Raw genomic sequence first — 18906 nt, 5'->3', positions numbered from 1 at the left:
TCATTAAAACGATAAAACCGAGGTGAGCTATAGTCCATATTCTCTAAGAATTTTTTTAAAATTCTGCCCTTCCCGTATGACTTGAATAGATTCATTATCATCAATTTTAATTATTGTTGATGGCAAACCATAAGGAATTAGTTTGGGAATGGGAAATAAAAAAGTTTCCTCTTGAAATTTCTTTTGAAATTCGATGGCCTGTGCTTCTTGAATGATAGGATTTTCACCATGAAAATTTAAGCTTGTTGTTGTAATTGGATGTCCACAGAAATAATCATTGATCAGATTGCGAATGGGTGCGTACTCAAGAATTCTGATGGAAACAAAATCAGTAGTCTCTGGAATATATTTATGAATTGATTTGAAATTATCTTTTTTGATTAGAACACTTAATCCTAATTCAAATTGTTTTTTATTAATGATTTCAGTTAGAATACTTGGAACATGAGATAGATAGCATAAAAGGTGAGCTGAATTATAGAAAAGCACTGAATTTGGTTTAGAGATTTCAGTTTTTTTAATTTTTGCTATTGATTCTTGTGCTATTTTATCAAATACACTCGCACCGATTCCCCATACGGTATCAGTTGGGTAGATTACAATTTTATTGAGATTTCTTTTATCATTGCCCATAGCAGTTCTTCTCTTCTATCACCGAGCTTAAATAGCTCTAGAATGGGGTATTGTAAAGATTCTGCTTTATAAATGAGTTGTTCCAATATCTTTCGTTTATAATTGATTTTGAGTTTGGGGATTTTTACAATTTTACTATTTTTAAGAAATTGAAAAATTGAATCATTTTCAATCAAAATATCCATCAAAATGAGATCCGTTAAATCATCACTGAGTGAAATCTTTTCAATTTTTTCATTAATAATTTTTCTAATATTGTCATCCACTGGATTATATCGGTAAAAAATCCAGAAATGTTCTTTAGGGATTTCATGAACGTTTTTACTATCCAGCTTACGATCCAGTAGTTTGAAGATTTCATTTTCACTGATTCGTTTAGATAGTAAATAATACCAAGTCCCAATGAATTTAATTCCATAATTGTAAGAGCCAAAGCTATTTCTTAGCTCATTTAATGGCCAGATTGCATAATCTTTAAAATTTTCTTTTACTACTGTATTTTCATCTGCAATATTATAAATGTAGCTTATCAACATTTCTTTTTCTTTAACTGATTCGATGCCATTGATTTTATTAGTAAATGATTTAATAAACTTTTTTAATAAATCATCATTAAATATCTGAAGTGAAGTTCTCAATTCAAATGGTGATAACAACAATAATTTTTTAATTGATTGTCTAATTTTGCCTTTATTTTCAGTGTTGAGATATATTCCTATTTCAATAATTTTAGACCAAACAGGAAAATATTGATAAGTATCTTGAAGATTTTTTATATCTTCAGAAAGAATTTTTTTATCAACTTTCACTTCGTTATTCACAAAATATTTCATAATGAGTTGTCTGACTTTAATTAATTGAATGCTTTTGAGTTCAAAATATTTTTGTATTTTCTCTTCTTTGATGTCAAAGAGATTGTTTGAAGAAACATCCTGATGATATTTCCTGTTAAAAAGATTCTCTAATAAATTTCTTTCTTCAAGATTAAATTTATACATGCATTTTGAATATAAAGATTTCATTTCATCTGAGATCTCATTTGTAAAAATTGTATATACTTTGAATTGAAAGTTTTGAATCGATTCACAGTCCTTTGGAGAGGAGGAATCATAAATTTTTACAAATTGATCAAAGAGGGCATAATTGAAAGTAATTGAAAGATTATCTAAATTATAAGACTTTTCTTCATATATACTTTTTTTTTTACAAAATTTTCAGAGGCATCCTGAGCATATGCAGATGGTATAATTTGAAAAATATTACTACTTTCTTGGGTAAGAAGGAATTTGAAAGCAATAAGGGCACAAATTATTCCAAAAATAAAAGTACCTAAAATGATGAGAATTAGTTTTTTGTCCATTTTTTTTGTATTTTCAAAATCATCAGCATCTTCTAGAACTTCTATTTTTTTCTTTTTGTTATCAGTGATTAATTCTGAAATTGATGTAGGTTCGTAGTTTCTACTTTTTCTAGAGTCGTCTTGCTCTTCTTCGATATCTGTTTCTTGAGATCTCAATTGATTATTATCTAAAGACAAACCCTCCCTATCTTCAATTTGCTCTATTTCAAATTCTGAATCGAAGACACTTGCTTTACCTCTAATTGGAACTTCACCCATGTCGGGGTATTCTAAATCCTCACTAGCTGGTAATTTATAACCATCTATAGTCTCTTCTCCAACTTTCGCCTCTTTTTCATCTGATTCAACTACTACTTCTTCGTCTAAATTCTGAAAAATTTCATGTTTAGGATACTCAACCAACACTTCTTCATTTGATTGAATTTCCTCATCACTTAAATCCAAAGTAGGAGTCTTGGGAGGTGGTGCAAAAGCAGATAAATTCAATTGGTCATCAATCTGTTGATTAATATCAGGGAAGTCTAAATCATCATCGTTGGGTAAAACGACATCACTTTCCTTAGTAGTTTCAGGATGAGCGCTTTTTTTATCTATTGGTGGAACTTGTTCATCATTTCTAAGTAAATTTGTGCCTACTACAGTTATATCATGTGCACTATCATCTTCAATATGGTGCTGTACACTTGTATTTTGATGAGTATCGGCATCTTGTTGAATTTCTTCCAGTGAAATATTAATTTGAGAGTCAAATTCAAGATCAAGCTCAAAATTTTCTTTTGGTGCGATAGGTATATTAGGATTTATCTTTTCAATCGGTGCCAGCTGTTCAATTTTTATTTGGGATTGTTTATAAAACAAAGATTCTGCTTCTGAAATAGGATTAAAAGGTTGTTTTTTATTCCCAAAAACATATAACTTTACGAGTTCTTCTTCACGGATTTTAAACCAATATCCGTTACCTGAACAAATTTCATCATCTCCTGAAATGGAGCCCTTCTCAATCAACTCCAGTATCTTTTGCTTGGATATGGGACCAAGTATTTGCTTTGAAGTTGTACGTATTAACCAATTCTTATCCATTCAGGATTACCGTTCCCTAGAAGAAAAAAGCTAGTATACCCTTTAAGTCTTCGTCCGTGAAATTAAGCCCTGCGCTTAAAGTTATACCTCTAGTATCGGCAATCATGTCTTCAAATGCAACCTTTCCGTAAAAAACATTCCAAAGCCTAATCTGCGAAGATAGTCTGAGGTTTGGCCCAATTCCATCTCTATAGTCATAAACATCAAATGAAAACTTACTTCCCCAACCTATTTGATAATAATCTACCCCTACACCACCACTAGATTCAATAAGCCCACCTCGCAATGACCAATTATTAAATCTCCGTCCTAATTGGATATTGAATTTGAATTCATCCTTTTTCCTTTCATTGGTTTCAACTGTTGTACTCACTCCATCTACAGTCGTAGTCGTTTCTTTAATATTTGCAATCCCATATTCTGAGTTAGAAACTCCCAAACTATAAAACCTCTCCGGAGAAGGCCATACTTCTAAATCAATATCCGTTGCACTTCCCTGTTCACTACTTCCACCAATAAAAACTGATAAATTTGTTCTAATCTCATCCACTTTTCCCACAACCCGTTGAACTGAGGCCAATGTGGCAGAAACTTCATCTGCAATTTTGTCTTCAACCAGTAATTTACCAATTGTACCTTTCCCATTCTTAATATTTGCGATGATTTCGTTAGCAGACTTCGAGGCCTCATCCAAATTTGCTAATACACCCTTAATACCTTTGATATCGCTCATAAAGCTATCAGAGTTCTTTGAATCAACTTGATAAGCAAGCTCTTCTGAAACTCTTTGGAAATTACTCACAATATCCTTATATTTATGTTCATCTTCAAAGATGTTTTTCAGACTGATAGAAACTGCCTTAAAATTTTCAGCGACTTTTTTTGAATCTGATAATATCTCTTTTATTGGATTTGGCCCATCTGCCGGGGCCATGGCCTCTCTCAAGGATTTTACAACTTCTTTAACATCTACAAGTATATCGGTTGTTTCTTGAACTAGATTGTTGATGCCTGGTGCATCTTCTGAAGGTATAATTGATCCCTCTTTTAAAATTGCTCTACCAGGAATCATATGAATTGAAAGAAACTTATCTCCCAAAAAGCCGACTGTCTTTATTCTAAGTACTGAACCCTCACTTACGGGCACTTTTTTTAGAACTTCAAAAGTAACATAGGCTTCATTATTGTCTAATTCAATTTTTTTAATTCTTCCAGCATTAATACCTGCAACTTTAATTGGAGTCTTTGGAAATATACCCGAGGCATCTGTGAGTATTGTTTTATAGGTTACATACTCTCCAAAGCCAGATTGATTTGACGTAATTTTCAAGGACATAAAGACCGCAGCAATCATTGTTGCAATGGCCATGAGTCCAACTTTAAATTCATTCATGCAACATATTTTTATCTTTTTTCAAAGAATTAAACAAGAAATAAGTGGTGTTATAACACTCTGAATCCAAATTATAATTCAAGAAACTCTCTCACTAAAGGGTTTTCTGATTTTATAAACTCATCGACTGGGAGATATTCGACTATTTGACCTTTATTTAAAAAGGCCAGGTAATCAGATATTTTTAATGATGCCCTTACATCGTGAGAAATTATAATTGATGTCATATTTTCTTCTTTATGCATTTGGGCCATATCTATTATTAGGTTATTTACTGCATGAGTTGTAATAGGGTCTAATCCAGTAGTAGGCTCATCGTATAGCATTACTTTAGGACTAAGTGCCAACGCCCTAGCTAACCCCACCCTTTTTCTCATTCCCCCAGATAGTTCAGATGGAAGATTGTAAAAAAAATCCTCTTCTATATTTACACTCAGTAAAAGGTTTTTAACCTTGTTTTTAATTTGTAATTCACTCATATTTGTGAATTCTCTCATCGGGAAAGCGACATTTTCAAAAGCCGTTAACGAATCAAAGAGAGCAGCATATTGGAAAACCATACCAAAATTTTTACGAAATTCTCTTAATTGCAATTTTGATAAATTCTCCAAATCTTGTCCAAGAACTTTTACTTGGCCTTCGGTAGGATGAAGAAGTCCTAAAAGGTGTTTAAGTAATGTCGATTTACCTGCACCAGAAAATCCTAAGATTGTGACGATCTTCCCTTTAGGAACTTTAAAATTTAGGTTTTTAAGAACGGTTAGATTGCCAAATTTTTTTGTAAGATTCACTAGCTCTACAGCAGGGTTTTCAAAATCTAACATCTTAAAAAATCCTAATGAGAAAACTTGTTAATATATAATCCAAAATGAGGACCACTATCATCCCCCACACAACTGCTAAATTAGTACCTCTCCCCACACCTTCAGCACCTTTTTCTACTTTGAATCCAAAATATGTTCCAATTAATGAAATTATAAAACCAAAAAAGAAGGATTTAATTACTCCTTGGTAAAAATCTTCAATAAACATTAACTCGCCGAGTTTTGATAAGAAAAGCTCCTCATCAATCATGAGAACTTTAGTTCCAATTACCCAAGAGCCTACGTTTCCGATAAAAAGATATATAACAGAAAGCATTGGCAGGGCCAACGTTCCGGCCCAGATTCTAGGGACAGCAAGGTATTGGATAGAATTAATTCCCATTACTTCAAGAGCATCGATCTGTTCAGTCACCTTCATGGAACCAATTTGAGCGGCCATTGCGGCCCCGGCCCGGCCAGCAACAATAAGACCAGATAGGACGGGAGCAAGTTCTTTAGCAAGAGTTAGAAAAACAACAGGTCCAACAAGAGAATCAACAGAGATGATTTTAAAGCCAAAATAAGTCTGGTAGGCCATTACCATTCCTGTAAAAGAGCCGGCCAATAGAATAATAAAGAGGCTTTTATTTCCTATAAAATAGAGTTGCTTAAAAAAAAGTTTAGGTTTGAATGGAGGTCTAATTGTCCAAAACAAACATTTCATCATAAATGAGGTGATATCACCAATTCCGTTGATATTCGAAATAATCATCTTCCCTAGATTATTTACAGAATAAGAAATCCCTTTTTTTGCTAATGAAATTGCCAAAGACCCCTCACATTAAGCTAAGATTTTTTATATACCCGAGGGACTCGTTGTCCAATTTCGCAAAACAACTCGTACGTTATAGTACCTCTTTGAGAAGAAATTCGATAAAGACTTTCAGGATTATGGTCCCAAACATTAAAGATTTCTCCTACTTCAGGTAAATTTGTAGAACCTTCGGGGAAAATAATTTGTGCCATATCCATATTAACTCGTCCAGCAACTTTTCCTATTGCTTCACCACAAGAAAGTTCAACTGACTGATAGAGGGTACTAAATCCATCACCATAACCCAAAGCAATAATTAATAATGTTCCGCTACATGGCAAAGGTGTTGCACCATAACCCACTGGGTCGCCTTTTTTCATCTGAGTTTTTTTCAACACCTGTGCTTTTAATACTGAAATTATTTTTCCTTTCCACGGTGAAGTATTTCTAATGGAATCAATCAGAGATGAAGGCCCATAGAGCATTAGTCCAGGCCTAATATGTGTTTCTTCCATTCCTAAATTTTGTTCAATCGCACCAGAGTTTGAAAGTGAAGAGTTTAATATTTTTAGTCCATCACTTTCAAATTTTGCTTTAATGTTCTTAAACGTCTCGTTTTGTCTTTGATTGCTTTTGTTTTTATATGATTGAGAAGAACAAGCGAAATGAGAACAAAGGTGAAAGATCTCAGTTCGATCATTTGCTTTTAAATATTTTACGACCTCATCACATTCTTCACTTGAGATACCAAGTCGATTCATTCCTGTATTAAATTTAAGAAATAACGGAAAGTATTTGAATTGTGGGTTTTCGATAAATAGTTTTAAATCATTAAAATTTGAAATAACAGGAATCAAGCGTTTATCTAAAACTCTTTCGATATGTTTTTTATTTTTAAGATCAAATTCAGAAAAAAGATAAATCTCAAACTCTAAGTCTTCTAAGTTGTACCTTAACTCTAATCCTTCACCAATTGTTGCCACTCCAAATTCTCGAATTCCTAGTTCGGTTACACAGTATTCCACAACAGGTATGGCCCCATGTCCATAGGCATTGGCCTTAACCATAAAAATGATTTTTTTCTTAGGTGCAATTTTTTGCAATTTTTTAAAATTTTCCTTCAGAAGGGATAAATCTACTTCAAAAAATGATCCCTCTCGTCCAGCTATATTCTCCACAAACTCTCCACTTTTTATAACAAAGGAGATCTCTCTCTTTGAATCAACTTATCATTAGGAGTTGGAACTTGAAAACCCTCTTTGGAGGGATAATTTGCTCTTAAATAAGTTTCCCCATTAGATTTTAAGTACAATTTGAATGCTTCATAGGAAGTTGGGATAAATCTGACGATAGGATTTAGTTCTTTACCCAAAACGAGATCGCTATCTTCAAAATATTTCCAGTAAGGAAAACTCTGGGTAACTTTTTTTAATACTTCAAAACAGGATTCAGAATTTTCTTCTTCAACAAGAATAGTAATAAATCTATTTCCGTAATTTGAAATATTACATTTCATCGTAAGGACCTTTTCAATTCTTAACATTATCTCTCTATAAAATTGTCCCCAAAAAAATCGTGATTGAACCTGTTGATCTGTTGATTCTATTAAAACTTTAAAATCTATTACAATAAATAAATCTTCATTCGCATTAAACTCTTGAGTATAAAAATTATCATCAAGTAAATGAATAAAATCAAAAAAAGAAATTTGCATTTTGTTTCTATTGGATTTTGAATCGTTTTCAAAATAACTTAAATAAGCACTTAAATAAGTTTCTAATTCAATCCAAGGAAATAATTGAAAATATTCTTCAGTAACTGTTTTTATATACATAAGGAGTACAACATTATTATTTTTATCCTTGATATTTAATTGTATTAACTCTCCACCCAAAATATCACACGCAGTTTGTAAAGACAGCTCCATCGCAATATTATCTATTTCATTTTCATTAGGAGATTCCAGCCATAGGGATGGAAGAGTTTTCATTTTTTTTCCAGAAACTTGAGGACTAATTAGTTTATGACCTCCAGCAGATGGTATATAAAATGAATATGTAGAAATATCACTATTTGAGTCTAAAACACTGGCCAAATTTGCATAAAAATTAGACTCCAGTTTTAGTTCTGTTAAAGAGTTAATCATATTATTAAGTTGGTTTATAAAAAACTCTTTTTTATTCTTGTCTTGAAGTTCTTTGTTTAGGGCGTTTAATTGATGATCTAATTTTTTGTTAAGAATTTTTAAATTTGTGGCCTTCATTTCAGTTTTTGAAAGATAATTAAATCTTTTAAGAAGTGATTTAATCTGCCCACTTAACCTGAAATCTAAATTGATCAATCCTAAATTGAAGACTTCAAAAGTCGAATGTAATAAAGGAGAACTTTGAGCATCATAGAGGAAGGCCACGGGAAGTTCGGCACTTTTAACACATGGATGGTGCGCCAAAGAGACTTGGCCATCACTCATTAATTCGACATGGACTAAACAAAGGGATGGCAAAGAATTTAAAGCACGTTCCCAAAACTCTTTAAGGTCAGTAAAAATAGATGGTACGATGCCCACCTTTCTAAAAATGGCCGAGATATCCCTGGCCATTTTAAGATCTTCAATGAGAATGGCCACTGTTAATTCTTCCATAAAACCCCTCCATCAGAGAGTAGTATAAATTTTTTTGATCAATTGGGCAAAAGAGACTTAAGCTCATCATAAGTTTTAATACTTTTTGATTGTGTTTCATCTAAAATGAGGTTGGATCGTTCATAAAGTGGAAGTCGACTGAGGTAAAGCTTTTTGAGCTCTTCTTTAGAAGAAACGAGTGGACGATTCAAGTCATCTTTAATCCGTTCATAGCAGGTTTCAAACGGAGTATTAATCCAAACTAAGCACGAGGATTTATGATTTAGTATGAAATCACTATTCTTCTCCAACGCTCCGCCTCCAAGTGCAATAATATTCACTTTTTTAGGATCTAAGTCTATATTTTCAAGTACATTGGTTTCTATCTCTCTGAACTTTGCAAGTCCTATTTTTCTAATATGGTTACCCAACTCGTCTTCGCCGAATAGAGAATCGAGTTCTTTTTTAATCTCATCATCTAAATCTACTAAAAAAAGTTCTTTATCGGATTTCAAATGTTTGAGCAAAGTACTTTTTCCGCACCCCATAAATCCACAAATGTAAACAATTTCAATTTGCACCGATATAACCCACCTCTGGTAAATATAGATCGATTATTTCAACTTGTGCATCGCTTTGCAAGATAAAACCCTTGCGATTCTGTAGATAATAACGTATTGAATGTTTTCTGTATTCTTTTAAATTACTGTATTAGCGGAGTGAATTATGGCAGTTCCAAAGAAAAGTTCAAGTGTGTCAAGAAAAGGTAAAAGAAGAGCTGGACAACACCACAAACTATACGCAAATAATAATGTTGTTGCATGTCCTACAACTGGAGAACCTACTTTAAGACATAGAGTTTCTCCTTCTGGTTGGTACAAAGGTGTTAAGATCTTTGAAACTAAGGCCGACAGAGAGGAAGAAGAAACAACTGAAGAATAAATTTTTTTTTCAAATTAATATGGGCCCAGTTTGAATTTAATTCAATCTGGGCTTTTTTATATGGATATTTTTTCTTTAAACAGGAGGAGTCAAGATGACTATAAAGACTAAAATTATTTCGACTGGTATCGGACTTCCTGAGAAAATTCTATCAAATTATGAAATAGCTCAAAAAGTTGAGACTTCTCATGAGTGGATCGTTGAGAGAACGGGTATCCATCAACGTAGAATCAGTAATCCTAATGGTGGTGAATTTCCTTCAGACCTAGCACTAAAGGCCACCAAAATGGCCTTGGAAAAAGCAAATCTTGTTCCAGATGATATTGAAATGATCATCTTAGCTACAACAGTTCCTGATTATCAAATGCCAAATACTTCATCAAATCTGCAATCAAAATTAGGTATGACAAATAAATGTGGATGCATAGACATATCTGCAGCATGTTCAGGTTTTCTATATGGGGCCGTGATGGCCCACTCAATGATTAAATCCGGAATGTACAAAAGAATTCTTGTGGTTGGATCGGATATGCTTAGTAGAATCGTAAACTGGGAAGATAGAGGAACTTGTATTCTATTTGGTGATGGTTGTGGAGTTGCAATAATAGAGGCAAGTACCGATTCAAATGACTCTTCTGAGTTTTTGGCCACCAAACTTAGTTCAGACAGTAGTGGATTTGAACTTTTAAAGATCCCTCACGGTGGAGCAATTAATCCAACGACAAGTGAATCGCTTGCTCAAGGTCTAAATTTGATTCATATGCAAGGTAAGGATACTTTTAAGTTTGCAACTAGAACGTTGTCTGAAAATGCGAGAAATGTTTGTGAAGAAGCAAAGGTTACACCATCTGATATAGATTGGTTAATTCCACATCAGGCCAATAGAAGAATAATTGAAACAACAGCAAAGTTATTAAATTTTCCGATGGAAAAAGTTATAGTTAATATCGAAAAATATGGAAATACTTCAGCAGCGACTGTTCCTCTAGCACTCCATGAGGCCATTGAAGACAAACGTATTAAGCGAGGGGATCTTATTCTTTTTACAGTTTTTGGTGCAGGACTAACTTCTGCAGCAGCTCTTATTCGCTACTAGGCCCAAGGTGCACCCTTACCTAGAATATCTGTTAAACCTTTTATTTCGCCAAAATGAGATTTGTCATGCCCAGTTGTTAGGAAAATATGTTGAAAACCCATCTGAGCAATATCTTCAACAATTTCCTCACCCTTTATTCCCTGGCCTAATTCTGAGTCGATATAGATTGTAGATTCTTTATCAAAACTTGATATTGCAATATAAAAATCCTCCTTATTTGAAAATTCCACAAATGGAAGATTATTCTTTTTGGCCTGAATCTTCCAAACCATACGAACAAGAGGATCATCATCTAGTAAAATATTCGTCTTTAAGAGTTTTTGATTTCGGTCTAAATTGTGAATGGGTATATAGGGAATCATGCTTTTATCAATTATACCTATTCCATTTTGATCACAGATATTTTGAATATCTTTATTATCAAAGTGACTAGTGATAAGAAAACTCATTTCTTGAAGTCCTAAATTTAAAATTGTGTTCAATCCATTAGATTTAGAATTTGAAAATTCATAATCAAACAGAAATAGATAATCATCTTTTGATTTTTCATTATACCAATTTGTAAAATCAATTATATTTGTAAAAGAAAGAAACTCATTTTGAAATTTATTTTTCCATACATTATGTATTGACACATCATCATCAATAACGACAATTTTAAAATCGTTATGAATATAGATTTCAGAAACAAATGTTTTTGGTGAGTCAATTTTTGGTAAAACTAGATGAACCTTTGTTCCTTCTCCAAAAGTAGATTCAATGTATATTTTCCCATTTGCATTTTTTAAGACTTCTTTTGCATGAAATAACCCAAGTCCATTTCCATTTTGCTTACCAATAGACACATCTTTTCTAAAAATCTTATTTAAATTTTCTTCTTTTATTCCTACACCATCATCAATAATAAGAAGATCTACAGATGTTGCTGAATGAGAGGTTAGAATGATTTCAATTTGAATTTTATCCTTATTTAAGGCCTCTATTGAATTATTTATTAAATTTGAAACAATTCTAGACAACTCAAATTGATCAATATTTGTAAATGAGTCATATCCTCCAGGGCCAATTTTAAAATTGATTTTTATATCATTTCTATTCATGTACTCAACTTTCTTCTCAGAAACAATATTTTTTAAAACTTTTGCCACTTGAAAATGTTCAATCGTATCTAATTTTTGTATACTTTTGTTTTTCAATAAGTTATTTGCAAGGTTATGAATACGGTCTACTGCTGAATTTATAATTCCATGAATTTCTGAATTATCATCCCCCATTGATTTTATGGCCATATCTAAAGCAGCAAGAGGCGATCTTATGTCATGAGCTATTTGTCTTGAAACTCTATATTCAGCTTTTTGTTTTTCAACGATAAGTTGATGTTCTTTATTTATTTTATGCAGTTTAAAAATTTCTTCGAATTTAGAATACAGATCTCCAATATCTAGAGAAAGTGATGAACTTTTAGGCCTTGGAGGAAGATCGAGTTTATCTATATCAATATTATCTACAAAATTCACAAATTCAACAAGAGGTCGTATATTGGATTTGTTAACAAGTTTTAAGGCCAAGTAAACACCTACAATACATACTAAAGACAAAGACATTAGCAAGATGGTCCTTATAGAAAACAATTTTGATTTTTCTTGATAACAAACTATCACTTGTCCTATTTTTTTATTTGAATAGGTTATATCTTTCATCAATATTTGGTTTTGGTTACAAATATCCACTGAACCTTTCTCAGCATATATGACCTCATCAGACATAACTTTTATATAATTAGATCTAAGATTAAAAAAAGATTTTGATGTTAATGAATTTATGGCCGTTGCATTTTTCATTTTCAGAGGAAATGAAAGATTATTTGCAAGTTGGCCAAGAGTTATTTCATAGATCTTAAGAATTTGTTTTTTTTGAGTAAGTTGATCAAAGATATAAATTGAAATGAGCAACGAAAAACTAATTAAGCTAATCACTAAAGTTGTGAATATTTTATTTTTAGAATTATTTAACATACAAACTGGATTCTAATAAATCGCGGGCCTTATAAATGAGGAATCTTCCAGAAGATATCGAACCGATTTTTAAAAATAGCTTTTTCATATTTTCGTTCTTCGTGCTAAAATATACATTTTGTTTTAAATTTCGAATTGTTTCAATTAATAGAAAGGACATTAACCCCAGACGTCGATAATTTTTAAAAATACAAGTGTTCATCCCATAGTATAAGTCAGATTTATTTATCCTAAAATAAGAAACACAGCCAATCGTTTTTTTATGATTTTTTAATAAAAAATATTTTGCATCTAATTTGGACGCAGCTATTTGCATACGTTGATAAAATGAATCAGTAAATGTTTCAGGAAATTCAAATCCTTTTTGTACTGTCTGAGCAAATTCGAGTAAATTGTCCGTTGGAATTATTGAGTAATCATCAAAATCATTTTTTTTATCAAGAAAGAGATGATTATAATTCATCATAAAATATTCTAAGTCCTCTGTTGCAAGGGTCTTAAATGTATCTGAATATTCTTTTATAACGTAGGGATCTGTTTCATACTGAGCATAGGTTTCTAGTAGATCCTGAAGATTTTTCTTAGAATATTCAAAAGAATCACCAAAGGGTAGGGCCAAATTAAGAAAAGGAAGTTTATTCTTTTCTTTACTCGCCTGGGCCTGAAGTCCGTCTATATGGAGATCAATTGCCCCTAATTTTCCCCATAATTTTTTTTCGTTTAGAATTAATGTTTTCAAAATATTCATATTTTTTTCACTAGTTTAAGCTCATTTACATTAACCATTGTGGATGCTCTAATCCCAACATCAATAGGAAAATACTTTTTACTCAATACATAGAACATTGTTTCATAAAAAAGAGGAATTACTGTCTTAAGTTCATCAATATGTTTATTTATATCTTGAGCAATGAGATCCTTTTTTATTCCACTCATTTCTGAATGAAACCTATCAATCATATTATTCATAATATAATCATTTTCAATTCCAAGTAAAAATGATGAATTATTAAGAAAATGAGAAAATATATCCTCTGCTTGTTCACCCTCAATATATCCAAGATAAACAGCTAGCTTGTTCTTAATCCATGGATTTATTATCTCGGTGAAGTCTACTAGTTTTGATTTTAAATTTGGGCACTTTTTGCTTAAGTTTGCAAAATATTCAACCAAACACTTTTCACCTTGTATAGTTTTAGGAATGTAGATATCAATGTCTTTAATTTTTGGACAAGTTCTCTTTTGAGAAATAGGGTTAATATCTCCTTCCATATGACCTTTAAAACCTGGAGGAATGAGAAACTTGGCCTTTTTTTGCTGGGGTAAACAGCTTTCTACAATATGTCTTGAATCAAAAAATTCTGAAATTTTTTTCCTTTGTTTTATGTCCAATATTCTCGAATTCATAAATATAGCGTATGTTCTTGGGTTATGATATCTGGACAAAGAAGCATAATTTTTTATGTTTTGAATTTCACTTTCTTCCAATGGATATAAAACGAGATCTGATAGTACTTCAGACTTAAAAAGTTCGATCGCCTTTTTCTTAGAATATTTTCTGTAAATAATTTTATCAAATTTATTAAGTTGATTTGTTGTTTCTAAAATAACTTCATTCTCATCTAGTTTTACAATTTTGTAATCTCCAAGTCCGTCTTTTTTAGTCATTCCCTCAAAAATAATTGAAAGTCTCTGGTCAGTTAGTTTGTATAAAAAATTGGTATCTGATTGCTTTAATTTAAAGATAACAATGTTGTTTATATCATCTACGTTAATTTCATCAATGTTTAGCATTTTCTCCCAGTTCACAACTTTGTTTTCAATAAAATTTTCTATGGTATATTTGACGTCACTTGCTTGAAGTTTTTTCCCTGACCTGAATTTAAAATTTCCCAAATATATTTCGAAGATTTTATGATCGTTACTCACATTAAAATCGTTAACTAAAACTGGCATAGGAATGTTTTCATCATTGAGACTGAATAATTGTTTATGTAGATAAGTGAGTAAACTAAAACTCACATTATCTACGGCCTTAGAAGGTTGAATTTCTACTTTCAAAAAAGGAGCAGGTCTTAGGTATTCTAAGGCCTGTGCTTTAATAAAAATTAATAACAAAAATAAAACATTCAAATACATAAAATTCTATTGCATAAATATGACTGCAGCTTGCGAATCAAGAGATTCAGGTGAAAGTGTTTCTCCCGATAAATTTTCATACAGTTCCATAAATTCACTGTCTTCGTAGAGATCTTTTAAAGTAACACCTTTAGGAATCTCTAACCTTTGTCCATTTTCAAATTTAATTTCAGTAATTGTGAGAACTTGATCCTCGAAAGTATCAAAATTTTCTGAATCATAATCTCCTTCTGCAGCTGTAGAAATAAATGGAAATAATCCTCCCATGAGTAACGAAATCATTTTTTTCAACATAATGTCTCTCCTTCATTTAAATGATAATTAATATTTTTAATCATAGATATTTCATTAAAAAGAATTTTTCCCATTTTGGTAAAGCTAGGTACTTCTGACACCATCGCCCCCAATGTTTCGTCCAACATCGAACAAACATCATTATAGATCTGTAATGTATATTTTCTCTGCTGTGTTGAAATTTCCCCATATTTAAAGATTTCAGCTGATACAACTTTCATATAAGAAAGAGCAAATAAGGCATGAAATACCATGATGGCCGGTCTTTTAGTTCCTTTAATTGAACTATAGACTAGCTTCTCATGAAAATTGTTTTCAAAAACATCACTGGCCATTTGATATCGAAAAAGAACTTGATGACCAATTTCGTGGGCATAATCAATTGCAAAATCTATAACTGTTTTAAAATCAGCTTTAAGGGGAAATGCGTAAAAAATTAATCCTTCTACGACACGTGAACTAAAACCTGCTTTATATGAATCTGTTGTTAGAGTTAATGGAACTATTTCTGAAACGACAATATCCTCAATTCCTGTTATCCAACTGCTCGTTTTAAAAAGCAAATCTTTTGATTTGATAAATTCGTTTTGTATATTTGGATTAGTTTTTAAAATATCTTCATTAATCTCTATAAACTTTCCATCGACTCCAACTTTTCCAAATGGTTTTTCTCCATCATTTAAAAAATTCTTGAGCTTTTTTAAAATTGGTTTATCGAGAATAAGTTTTTCATACTTTGAAATATTAGTATCTTTCAATAATTCTTTGATAGAATTTTTTTTTGAAGTCTTTTTCCACTTGCTATCAATTAAGGCAATTCTTGGAACACTATTTGAACCCATTATCCATTTAGTATTAGCTGTTTCCAAATATTACCTCACTTTATTTAACAACTACAGAGCTAACATTAAATACAAAAAATGCCAATTCTCTAAATAAAAAAGTAACATTTTTTGTAATCTTTATATTTACCAATCTCTTTTAAAGATTCGAAATTCTGCTGTCACTAATGTTCTTAATTTGATTACCGATTGATGAATAACAAATTTGAAACAAAGAGCATCAATATGAAATTAATATTAGTTTTACATATTCTTGGACTCTTAACCTCTTGTAAAGACGTACAACAAAACAAACCTGAGATTATTAATCAGGATTTTTATGAGACTCAAGGGACTCTTAGACAAACAATAGTTGATGGCGATTCACCTGATCAATCTGTTTCTCTATACACTGTAGAGATGCCTGATGGCCAAATGATTGATCTTGAAAAATCAGGTATATCTAAAAATATTTTAGATACATTATCTATTAATCAAAAAGTTATTTTAAATATTGAAAATAAAGATTTTAGATCTATTAACTTTGATAACAAAATAGGACTTTCTACGGTTATTGTAAAAGGCATAAGACAATTATCTAATTCAAAACCTGTGTACTCTTTAGAGAACATCGACGAAATGGATATAAATGTTGCACTAGTCGTTACATCTTACAAAGACCGGAAATTTGCAAGAGAGGCCATAAATGATGAATTCATTGAAAATTTTAAAGCAATGATTGAAGTCTCAACTTGGGGGAGAATAAAAATAAATCTTTCAAAAGATGATGTTTATGAGATGAAAAATGATTTCAACTATCCTGGATGTTCTGGTTGGAGTGGATATGGAAATTCAGCGATTAAATACATAGAAAAGGTTAGTTCGAAAAAATATTTCCGTGTCATAACGTTTACCCCTGGTGGTAGCAAAGGTAATGGTTGTGGCTGGATTGGAGTTACCAATCGAACAAGTTACAAAGACCCTGTTTCACCTCCAATTGTTTCAATATCCACATGGCCTCAAGTGGCGGCCCATGAATTTGGACACTCTCTTGGATTAGGTCATTCTGGTTTAGATGTTGGGGATGATGCCAAGTATACAAAAGAAGACTTTTCAGCAAGATATGCGGACTATTCATGTTTAATGAGTAATAGTGCCTCAAATTTAACTATGAACTCTGTGAAATTACTTAACTTGAATGTACTAAATCCAAATCACGGCCTAAAGATTCTCTCTCAAGGAGACAATGAACTTTATTCAATGACAATCGATCCAGATCTTCATCAATCTGCTACGGCCTATATTTATGGAAACCTAATTTTTAGTTTGCGCCAAAGAGATCTTTCACAAAAAGGAACTGATGGACTAGAAAAGAAATATCTAGGAGTAATTTCTGTTCACTTAAAAAACCAATTTGCAGATGGAAATGTTCCCTCATCTTTACTTGTTGATCTCATTCGACCAGGTGAAGTTTGGGTAAATCCACTAGACAAAAAAATGAAAGTGCAGTTTATATCCTACTCACCAGAGCAAGGAAGGGCCATTTTAAGAGTAAATGGCAAATTAGTAGATGACGATGATATTTTCAATGACGGTTGTCTGATATTTGGTCTTGATAGAGTAGAAATTGAACACTCGGAATTTTATTCACAGAAACGATTTGGAAATGTTAGGTTAGATATATCACCAAGCTATGCGGGTAATTGTCGCTCAGAAGACTTCAGCTTTATTCTAGAGTCTAGGGAAAATGCTCCTGATATTGACCAAGAAATTGAAAATATTCATCAAGACTTATCAATCAATGAAAAATTTGTCTTCAATCTACCTTATGCCAATTATTCAGGAAATTCTAAATATAAAACTTACCTTATCTCAAGCTATCAGGGAAAAATATTTGATGAAAGATCTTTGAGTACAAATGTACAAAAATGCACGAAAGGTTCAAAAGGATGCATTATTGAAGATAAATGTGAAGTTCCACCAACAGTCATTTTTTCGATGAACACTTCTAATCTCCAAGCAAATGAAACTAGAAATGGGCATATTCTCATTGCTAATAATCATGAAGATTCATGCCCTTCAACAAAATTTTATCTCAGATCAGTACATCCTAAAAATTCAGCTTGGGCCCATGATAATTTCAAGTTTGACCCCAAATTGGACGAAGTTATTTCTGAAAATTCTAATTATCAAATTAAAGAAATATTTCTGAAACCTGGAGAGGTAGTCTATGGATCTATTCAGGCGACTTTTACAAATAAAAACATTAATGACTTGCTATTATTGCAGGTTCTAGATACACAAAATGGGAAGACTGTTTCACAATCTTTGAGAAAAGATAGTTTTGAACAATTAGATATTTTAAATCATCACTATAGACCTCATTCTATAGATATGTTTAATATTACAGGTGAAGAAAAAAATCCTACTCCCAGACCAAATGGCGCAAATGATTTTATAATAAATATACTGTACAAACAATTTCTCGGGCGTGATCCAGATTTGGCCGGACTGAATTATTGGAGAAGTGAAGTTCGTAATAATGATCTCTCGAAAGAATTACTTTTTTCAAAATTCATGGGGCCAGCAATAAAAGAGCCTCAACTGTCAAAATTAAACAATAGATTATTTGTCATTTCCATGTATCGTAAAATTTTAAATCGTGACGGTGATGAAGCTGGTATCAATTGGTGGGTAGATCAATTAGATCATGGATTTGATCGAACTCATTTGGCAAATAGCTTTATATTCTCTGATGAATTCATTAGATTGTATGAACGCTTTGATTTGAACAAAGAATAACTACCTATGCATGATCAAAAAATGTAAAAAAAGTTTTAATACTTAATTGCAGTAGTTAAGATTTGCGGTTACAAGTCGACCGCTGAATGAAACC

17 protein-coding genes are annotated in these 18906 nt (G+C 31.8%); 3 read left to right on the top strand and 14 right to left on the bottom strand.

Annotation, left to right across the window (positions count from 1 at the left end; all coding sequences use genetic code 11):
• Positions 1–27: 27 nt before the first annotated feature.
• From H6622_18065 to H6622_18025, 9 genes are all read right to left on the bottom strand, one after another.
• Entirely contained in the window at positions 28–633 is a 606-nt protein-coding gene (locus tag H6622_18065; GenBank protein MCB9063435.1) for a Sua5/YciO/YrdC/YwlC family protein, read from the bottom strand.
• The gene (locus H6622_18060; protein ID MCB9063434.1) at positions 597–1655 is read right to left on the bottom strand and encodes a hypothetical protein; all 1059 of its coding nucleotides are present in this window, start codon (positions 1653–1655) and stop codon (positions 597–599) included. Before H6622_18060 ends, H6622_18065 begins: the two co-directional genes overlap by 37 nt.
• Positions 1656–1798: 143 nt before the next feature.
• Positions 1799–3073 (bottom strand): hypothetical protein, encoded by a 1275-nt coding sequence (locus H6622_18055; protein MCB9063433.1) that lies wholly within the window; start codon positions 3071–3073, stop codon positions 1799–1801.
• A gap of 16 nt (positions 3074–3089) precedes the next feature.
• On the bottom strand, positions 3090–4466 hold the full coding sequence (locus H6622_18050) for an MCE family protein (GenBank protein ID MCB9063432.1): 1377 nt from the start codon (positions 4464–4466) through the stop codon (positions 3090–3092).
• A 71-nt stretch (positions 4467–4537) separates the two neighbouring features.
• Positions 4538–5290, bottom strand: coding sequence for an ATP-binding cassette domain-containing protein (locus tag H6622_18045; GenBank protein MCB9063431.1), 753 nt, complete (start codon positions 5288–5290; stop codon positions 4538–4540).
• A 1-nt stretch (position 5291) separates the two neighbouring features.
• Positions 5292–6098 carry an ABC transporter permease gene (locus tag H6622_18040; GenBank protein MCB9063430.1) on the bottom strand — a complete coding sequence of 269 codons (807 nt, stop codon included), beginning with the start codon at positions 6096–6098 and terminating at the stop codon, positions 5292–5294.
• 17 nt (positions 6099–6115) lie between these two features.
• On the bottom strand, positions 6116–7261 hold the full coding sequence (alr, locus tag H6622_18035) for an alanine racemase (GenBank protein MCB9063429.1): 1146 nt from the start codon (positions 7259–7261) through the stop codon (positions 6116–6118).
• 14 nt (positions 7262–7275) lie between these two features.
• Complete coding sequence (locus H6622_18030) at positions 7276–8724, bottom strand: hypothetical protein (protein ID MCB9063428.1); 1449 nt, start codon at positions 8722–8724, stop codon at positions 7276–7278.
• A gap of 38 nt (positions 8725–8762) precedes the next feature.
• Positions 8763–9284 carry an AAA family ATPase gene (locus tag H6622_18025; GenBank protein ID MCB9063427.1) on the bottom strand — a complete coding sequence of 174 codons (522 nt, stop codon included), beginning with the start codon at positions 9282–9284 and terminating at the stop codon, positions 8763–8765.
• A gap of 145 nt (positions 9285–9429) precedes the next feature.
• Here H6622_18025 and rpmF point away from each other — a divergent pair, with 145 nt between their 5' ends.
• Both rpmF and H6622_18015 read left to right on the top strand, forming a co-directional pair.
• The gene (gene rpmF, locus H6622_18020) at positions 9430–9645 is read left to right on the top strand and encodes a 50S ribosomal protein L32 (protein MCB9063426.1); all 216 of its coding nucleotides are present in this window, start codon (positions 9430–9432) and stop codon (positions 9643–9645) included.
• A 94-nt stretch (positions 9646–9739) separates the two neighbouring features.
• A complete protein-coding gene (locus H6622_18015) occupies positions 9740–10741 on the top strand; it encodes a ketoacyl-ACP synthase III (GenBank protein ID MCB9063425.1) in 1002 nt (333 codons plus the stop codon).
• On the opposite strand, the gene H6622_18010 is transcribed toward H6622_18015, so the two are convergent.
• Genes H6622_18010 through H6622_17990 form a run of 5 tightly spaced genes read right to left on the bottom strand, consistent with a single transcriptional unit; the run spans position 10738 to position 16058 of the window.
• Positions 10738–12756 carry a HAMP domain-containing histidine kinase gene (locus H6622_18010; protein MCB9063424.1) on the bottom strand — a complete coding sequence of 673 codons (2019 nt, stop codon included), beginning with the start codon at positions 12754–12756 and terminating at the stop codon, positions 10738–10740. The two genes, H6622_18015 and H6622_18010, sit on opposite strands and share 4 nt — an antisense overlap.
• Complete coding sequence (locus tag H6622_18005; GenBank protein ID MCB9063423.1) at positions 12746–13504, bottom strand: hypothetical protein; 759 nt, start codon at positions 13502–13504, stop codon at positions 12746–12748. The genes H6622_18010 and H6622_18005 overlap by 11 nt, the downstream gene beginning before the upstream one ends.
• Positions 13501–14895 carry a hypothetical protein gene (locus tag H6622_18000; GenBank protein ID MCB9063422.1) on the bottom strand — a complete coding sequence of 465 codons (1395 nt, stop codon included), beginning with the start codon at positions 14893–14895 and terminating at the stop codon, positions 13501–13503. Before H6622_18000 ends, H6622_18005 begins: the two co-directional genes overlap by 4 nt.
• A 6-nt stretch (positions 14896–14901) precedes the next feature.
• The gene (locus H6622_17995) at positions 14902–15189 is read right to left on the bottom strand and encodes a hypothetical protein (protein MCB9063421.1); all 288 of its coding nucleotides are present in this window, start codon (positions 15187–15189) and stop codon (positions 14902–14904) included.
• Positions 15183–16058 (bottom strand): hypothetical protein, encoded by an 876-nt coding sequence (locus H6622_17990; protein ID MCB9063420.1) that lies wholly within the window; start codon positions 16056–16058, stop codon positions 15183–15185. Before H6622_17990 ends, H6622_17995 begins: the two co-directional genes overlap by 7 nt.
• 198 nt (positions 16059–16256) lie before the next feature.
• Between H6622_17990 and H6622_17985 the strand changes: the two genes are divergently transcribed.
• On the top strand, positions 16257–18812 hold the full coding sequence (locus H6622_17985; protein MCB9063419.1) for a DUF4214 domain-containing protein: 2556 nt from the start codon (positions 16257–16259) through the stop codon (positions 18810–18812).
• Positions 18813–18906: the final 94 nt, after the last annotated feature.

This window comes from Halobacteriovoraceae bacterium, from assembly GCA_020635115.1.
In the GTDB taxonomy this organism is placed as follows: domain Bacteria; phylum Bdellovibrionota; class Bacteriovoracia; order Bacteriovoracales; family Bacteriovoracaceae; genus JACKAK01.
This window is presented reverse-complemented; position numbering and strand designations above follow the sequence as displayed.

What these genes read in the sequence shown, in the direction of transcription:
- H6622_18065 (MCB9063435.1), bottom strand. Translation starts at nt 633, where the DNA reads ATGGGCAATGATAAAAGAAATCTCAATAAAATTGTAATCTACCCAACT.
- H6622_18060 (MCB9063434.1), bottom strand. Translation starts at nt 1,655, where the DNA reads ATGAAATCTTTATATTCAAAATGCATGTATAAATTTAATCTTGAAGAA.
- H6622_18055 (MCB9063433.1), bottom strand. Translation starts at nt 3,073, where the DNA reads ATGGATAAGAATTGGTTAATACGTACAACTTCAAAGCAAATACTTGGT.
- H6622_18050 (MCB9063432.1), bottom strand. Translation starts at nt 4,466, where the DNA reads ATGAATGAATTTAAAGTTGGACTCATGGCCATTGCAACAATGATTGCT.
- H6622_18045 (MCB9063431.1), bottom strand. Translation starts at nt 5,290, where the DNA reads ATGTTAGATTTTGAAAACCCTGCTGTAGAGCTAGTGAATCTTACAAAA.
- H6622_18030 (MCB9063428.1), bottom strand. Translation starts at nt 8,724, where the DNA reads ATGGAAGAATTAACAGTGGCCATTCTCATTGAAGATCTTAAAATGGCC.
- rpmF (MCB9063426.1), top strand. Translation starts at nt 9,430, where the DNA reads ATGGCAGTTCCAAAGAAAAGTTCAAGTGTGTCAAGAAAAGGTAAAAGA.
- H6622_18015 (MCB9063425.1), top strand. Translation starts at nt 9,740, where the DNA reads ATGACTATAAAGACTAAAATTATTTCGACTGGTATCGGACTTCCTGAG.
- H6622_18010 (MCB9063424.1), bottom strand. Translation starts at nt 12,756, where the DNA reads ATGTTAAATAATTCTAAAAATAAAATATTCACAACTTTAGTGATTAGC.
- H6622_18005 (MCB9063423.1), bottom strand. Translation starts at nt 13,504, where the DNA reads ATGAATATTTTGAAAACATTAATTCTAAACGAAAAAAAATTATGGGGA.
- H6622_18000 (MCB9063422.1), bottom strand. Translation starts at nt 14,895, where the DNA reads ATGTATTTGAATGTTTTATTTTTGTTATTAATTTTTATTAAAGCACAG.
- H6622_17995 (MCB9063421.1), bottom strand. Translation starts at nt 15,189, where the DNA reads ATGTTGAAAAAAATGATTTCGTTACTCATGGGAGGATTATTTCCATTT.
- H6622_17985 (MCB9063419.1), top strand. Translation starts at nt 16,257, where the DNA reads ATGAAATTAATATTAGTTTTACATATTCTTGGACTCTTAACCTCTTGT.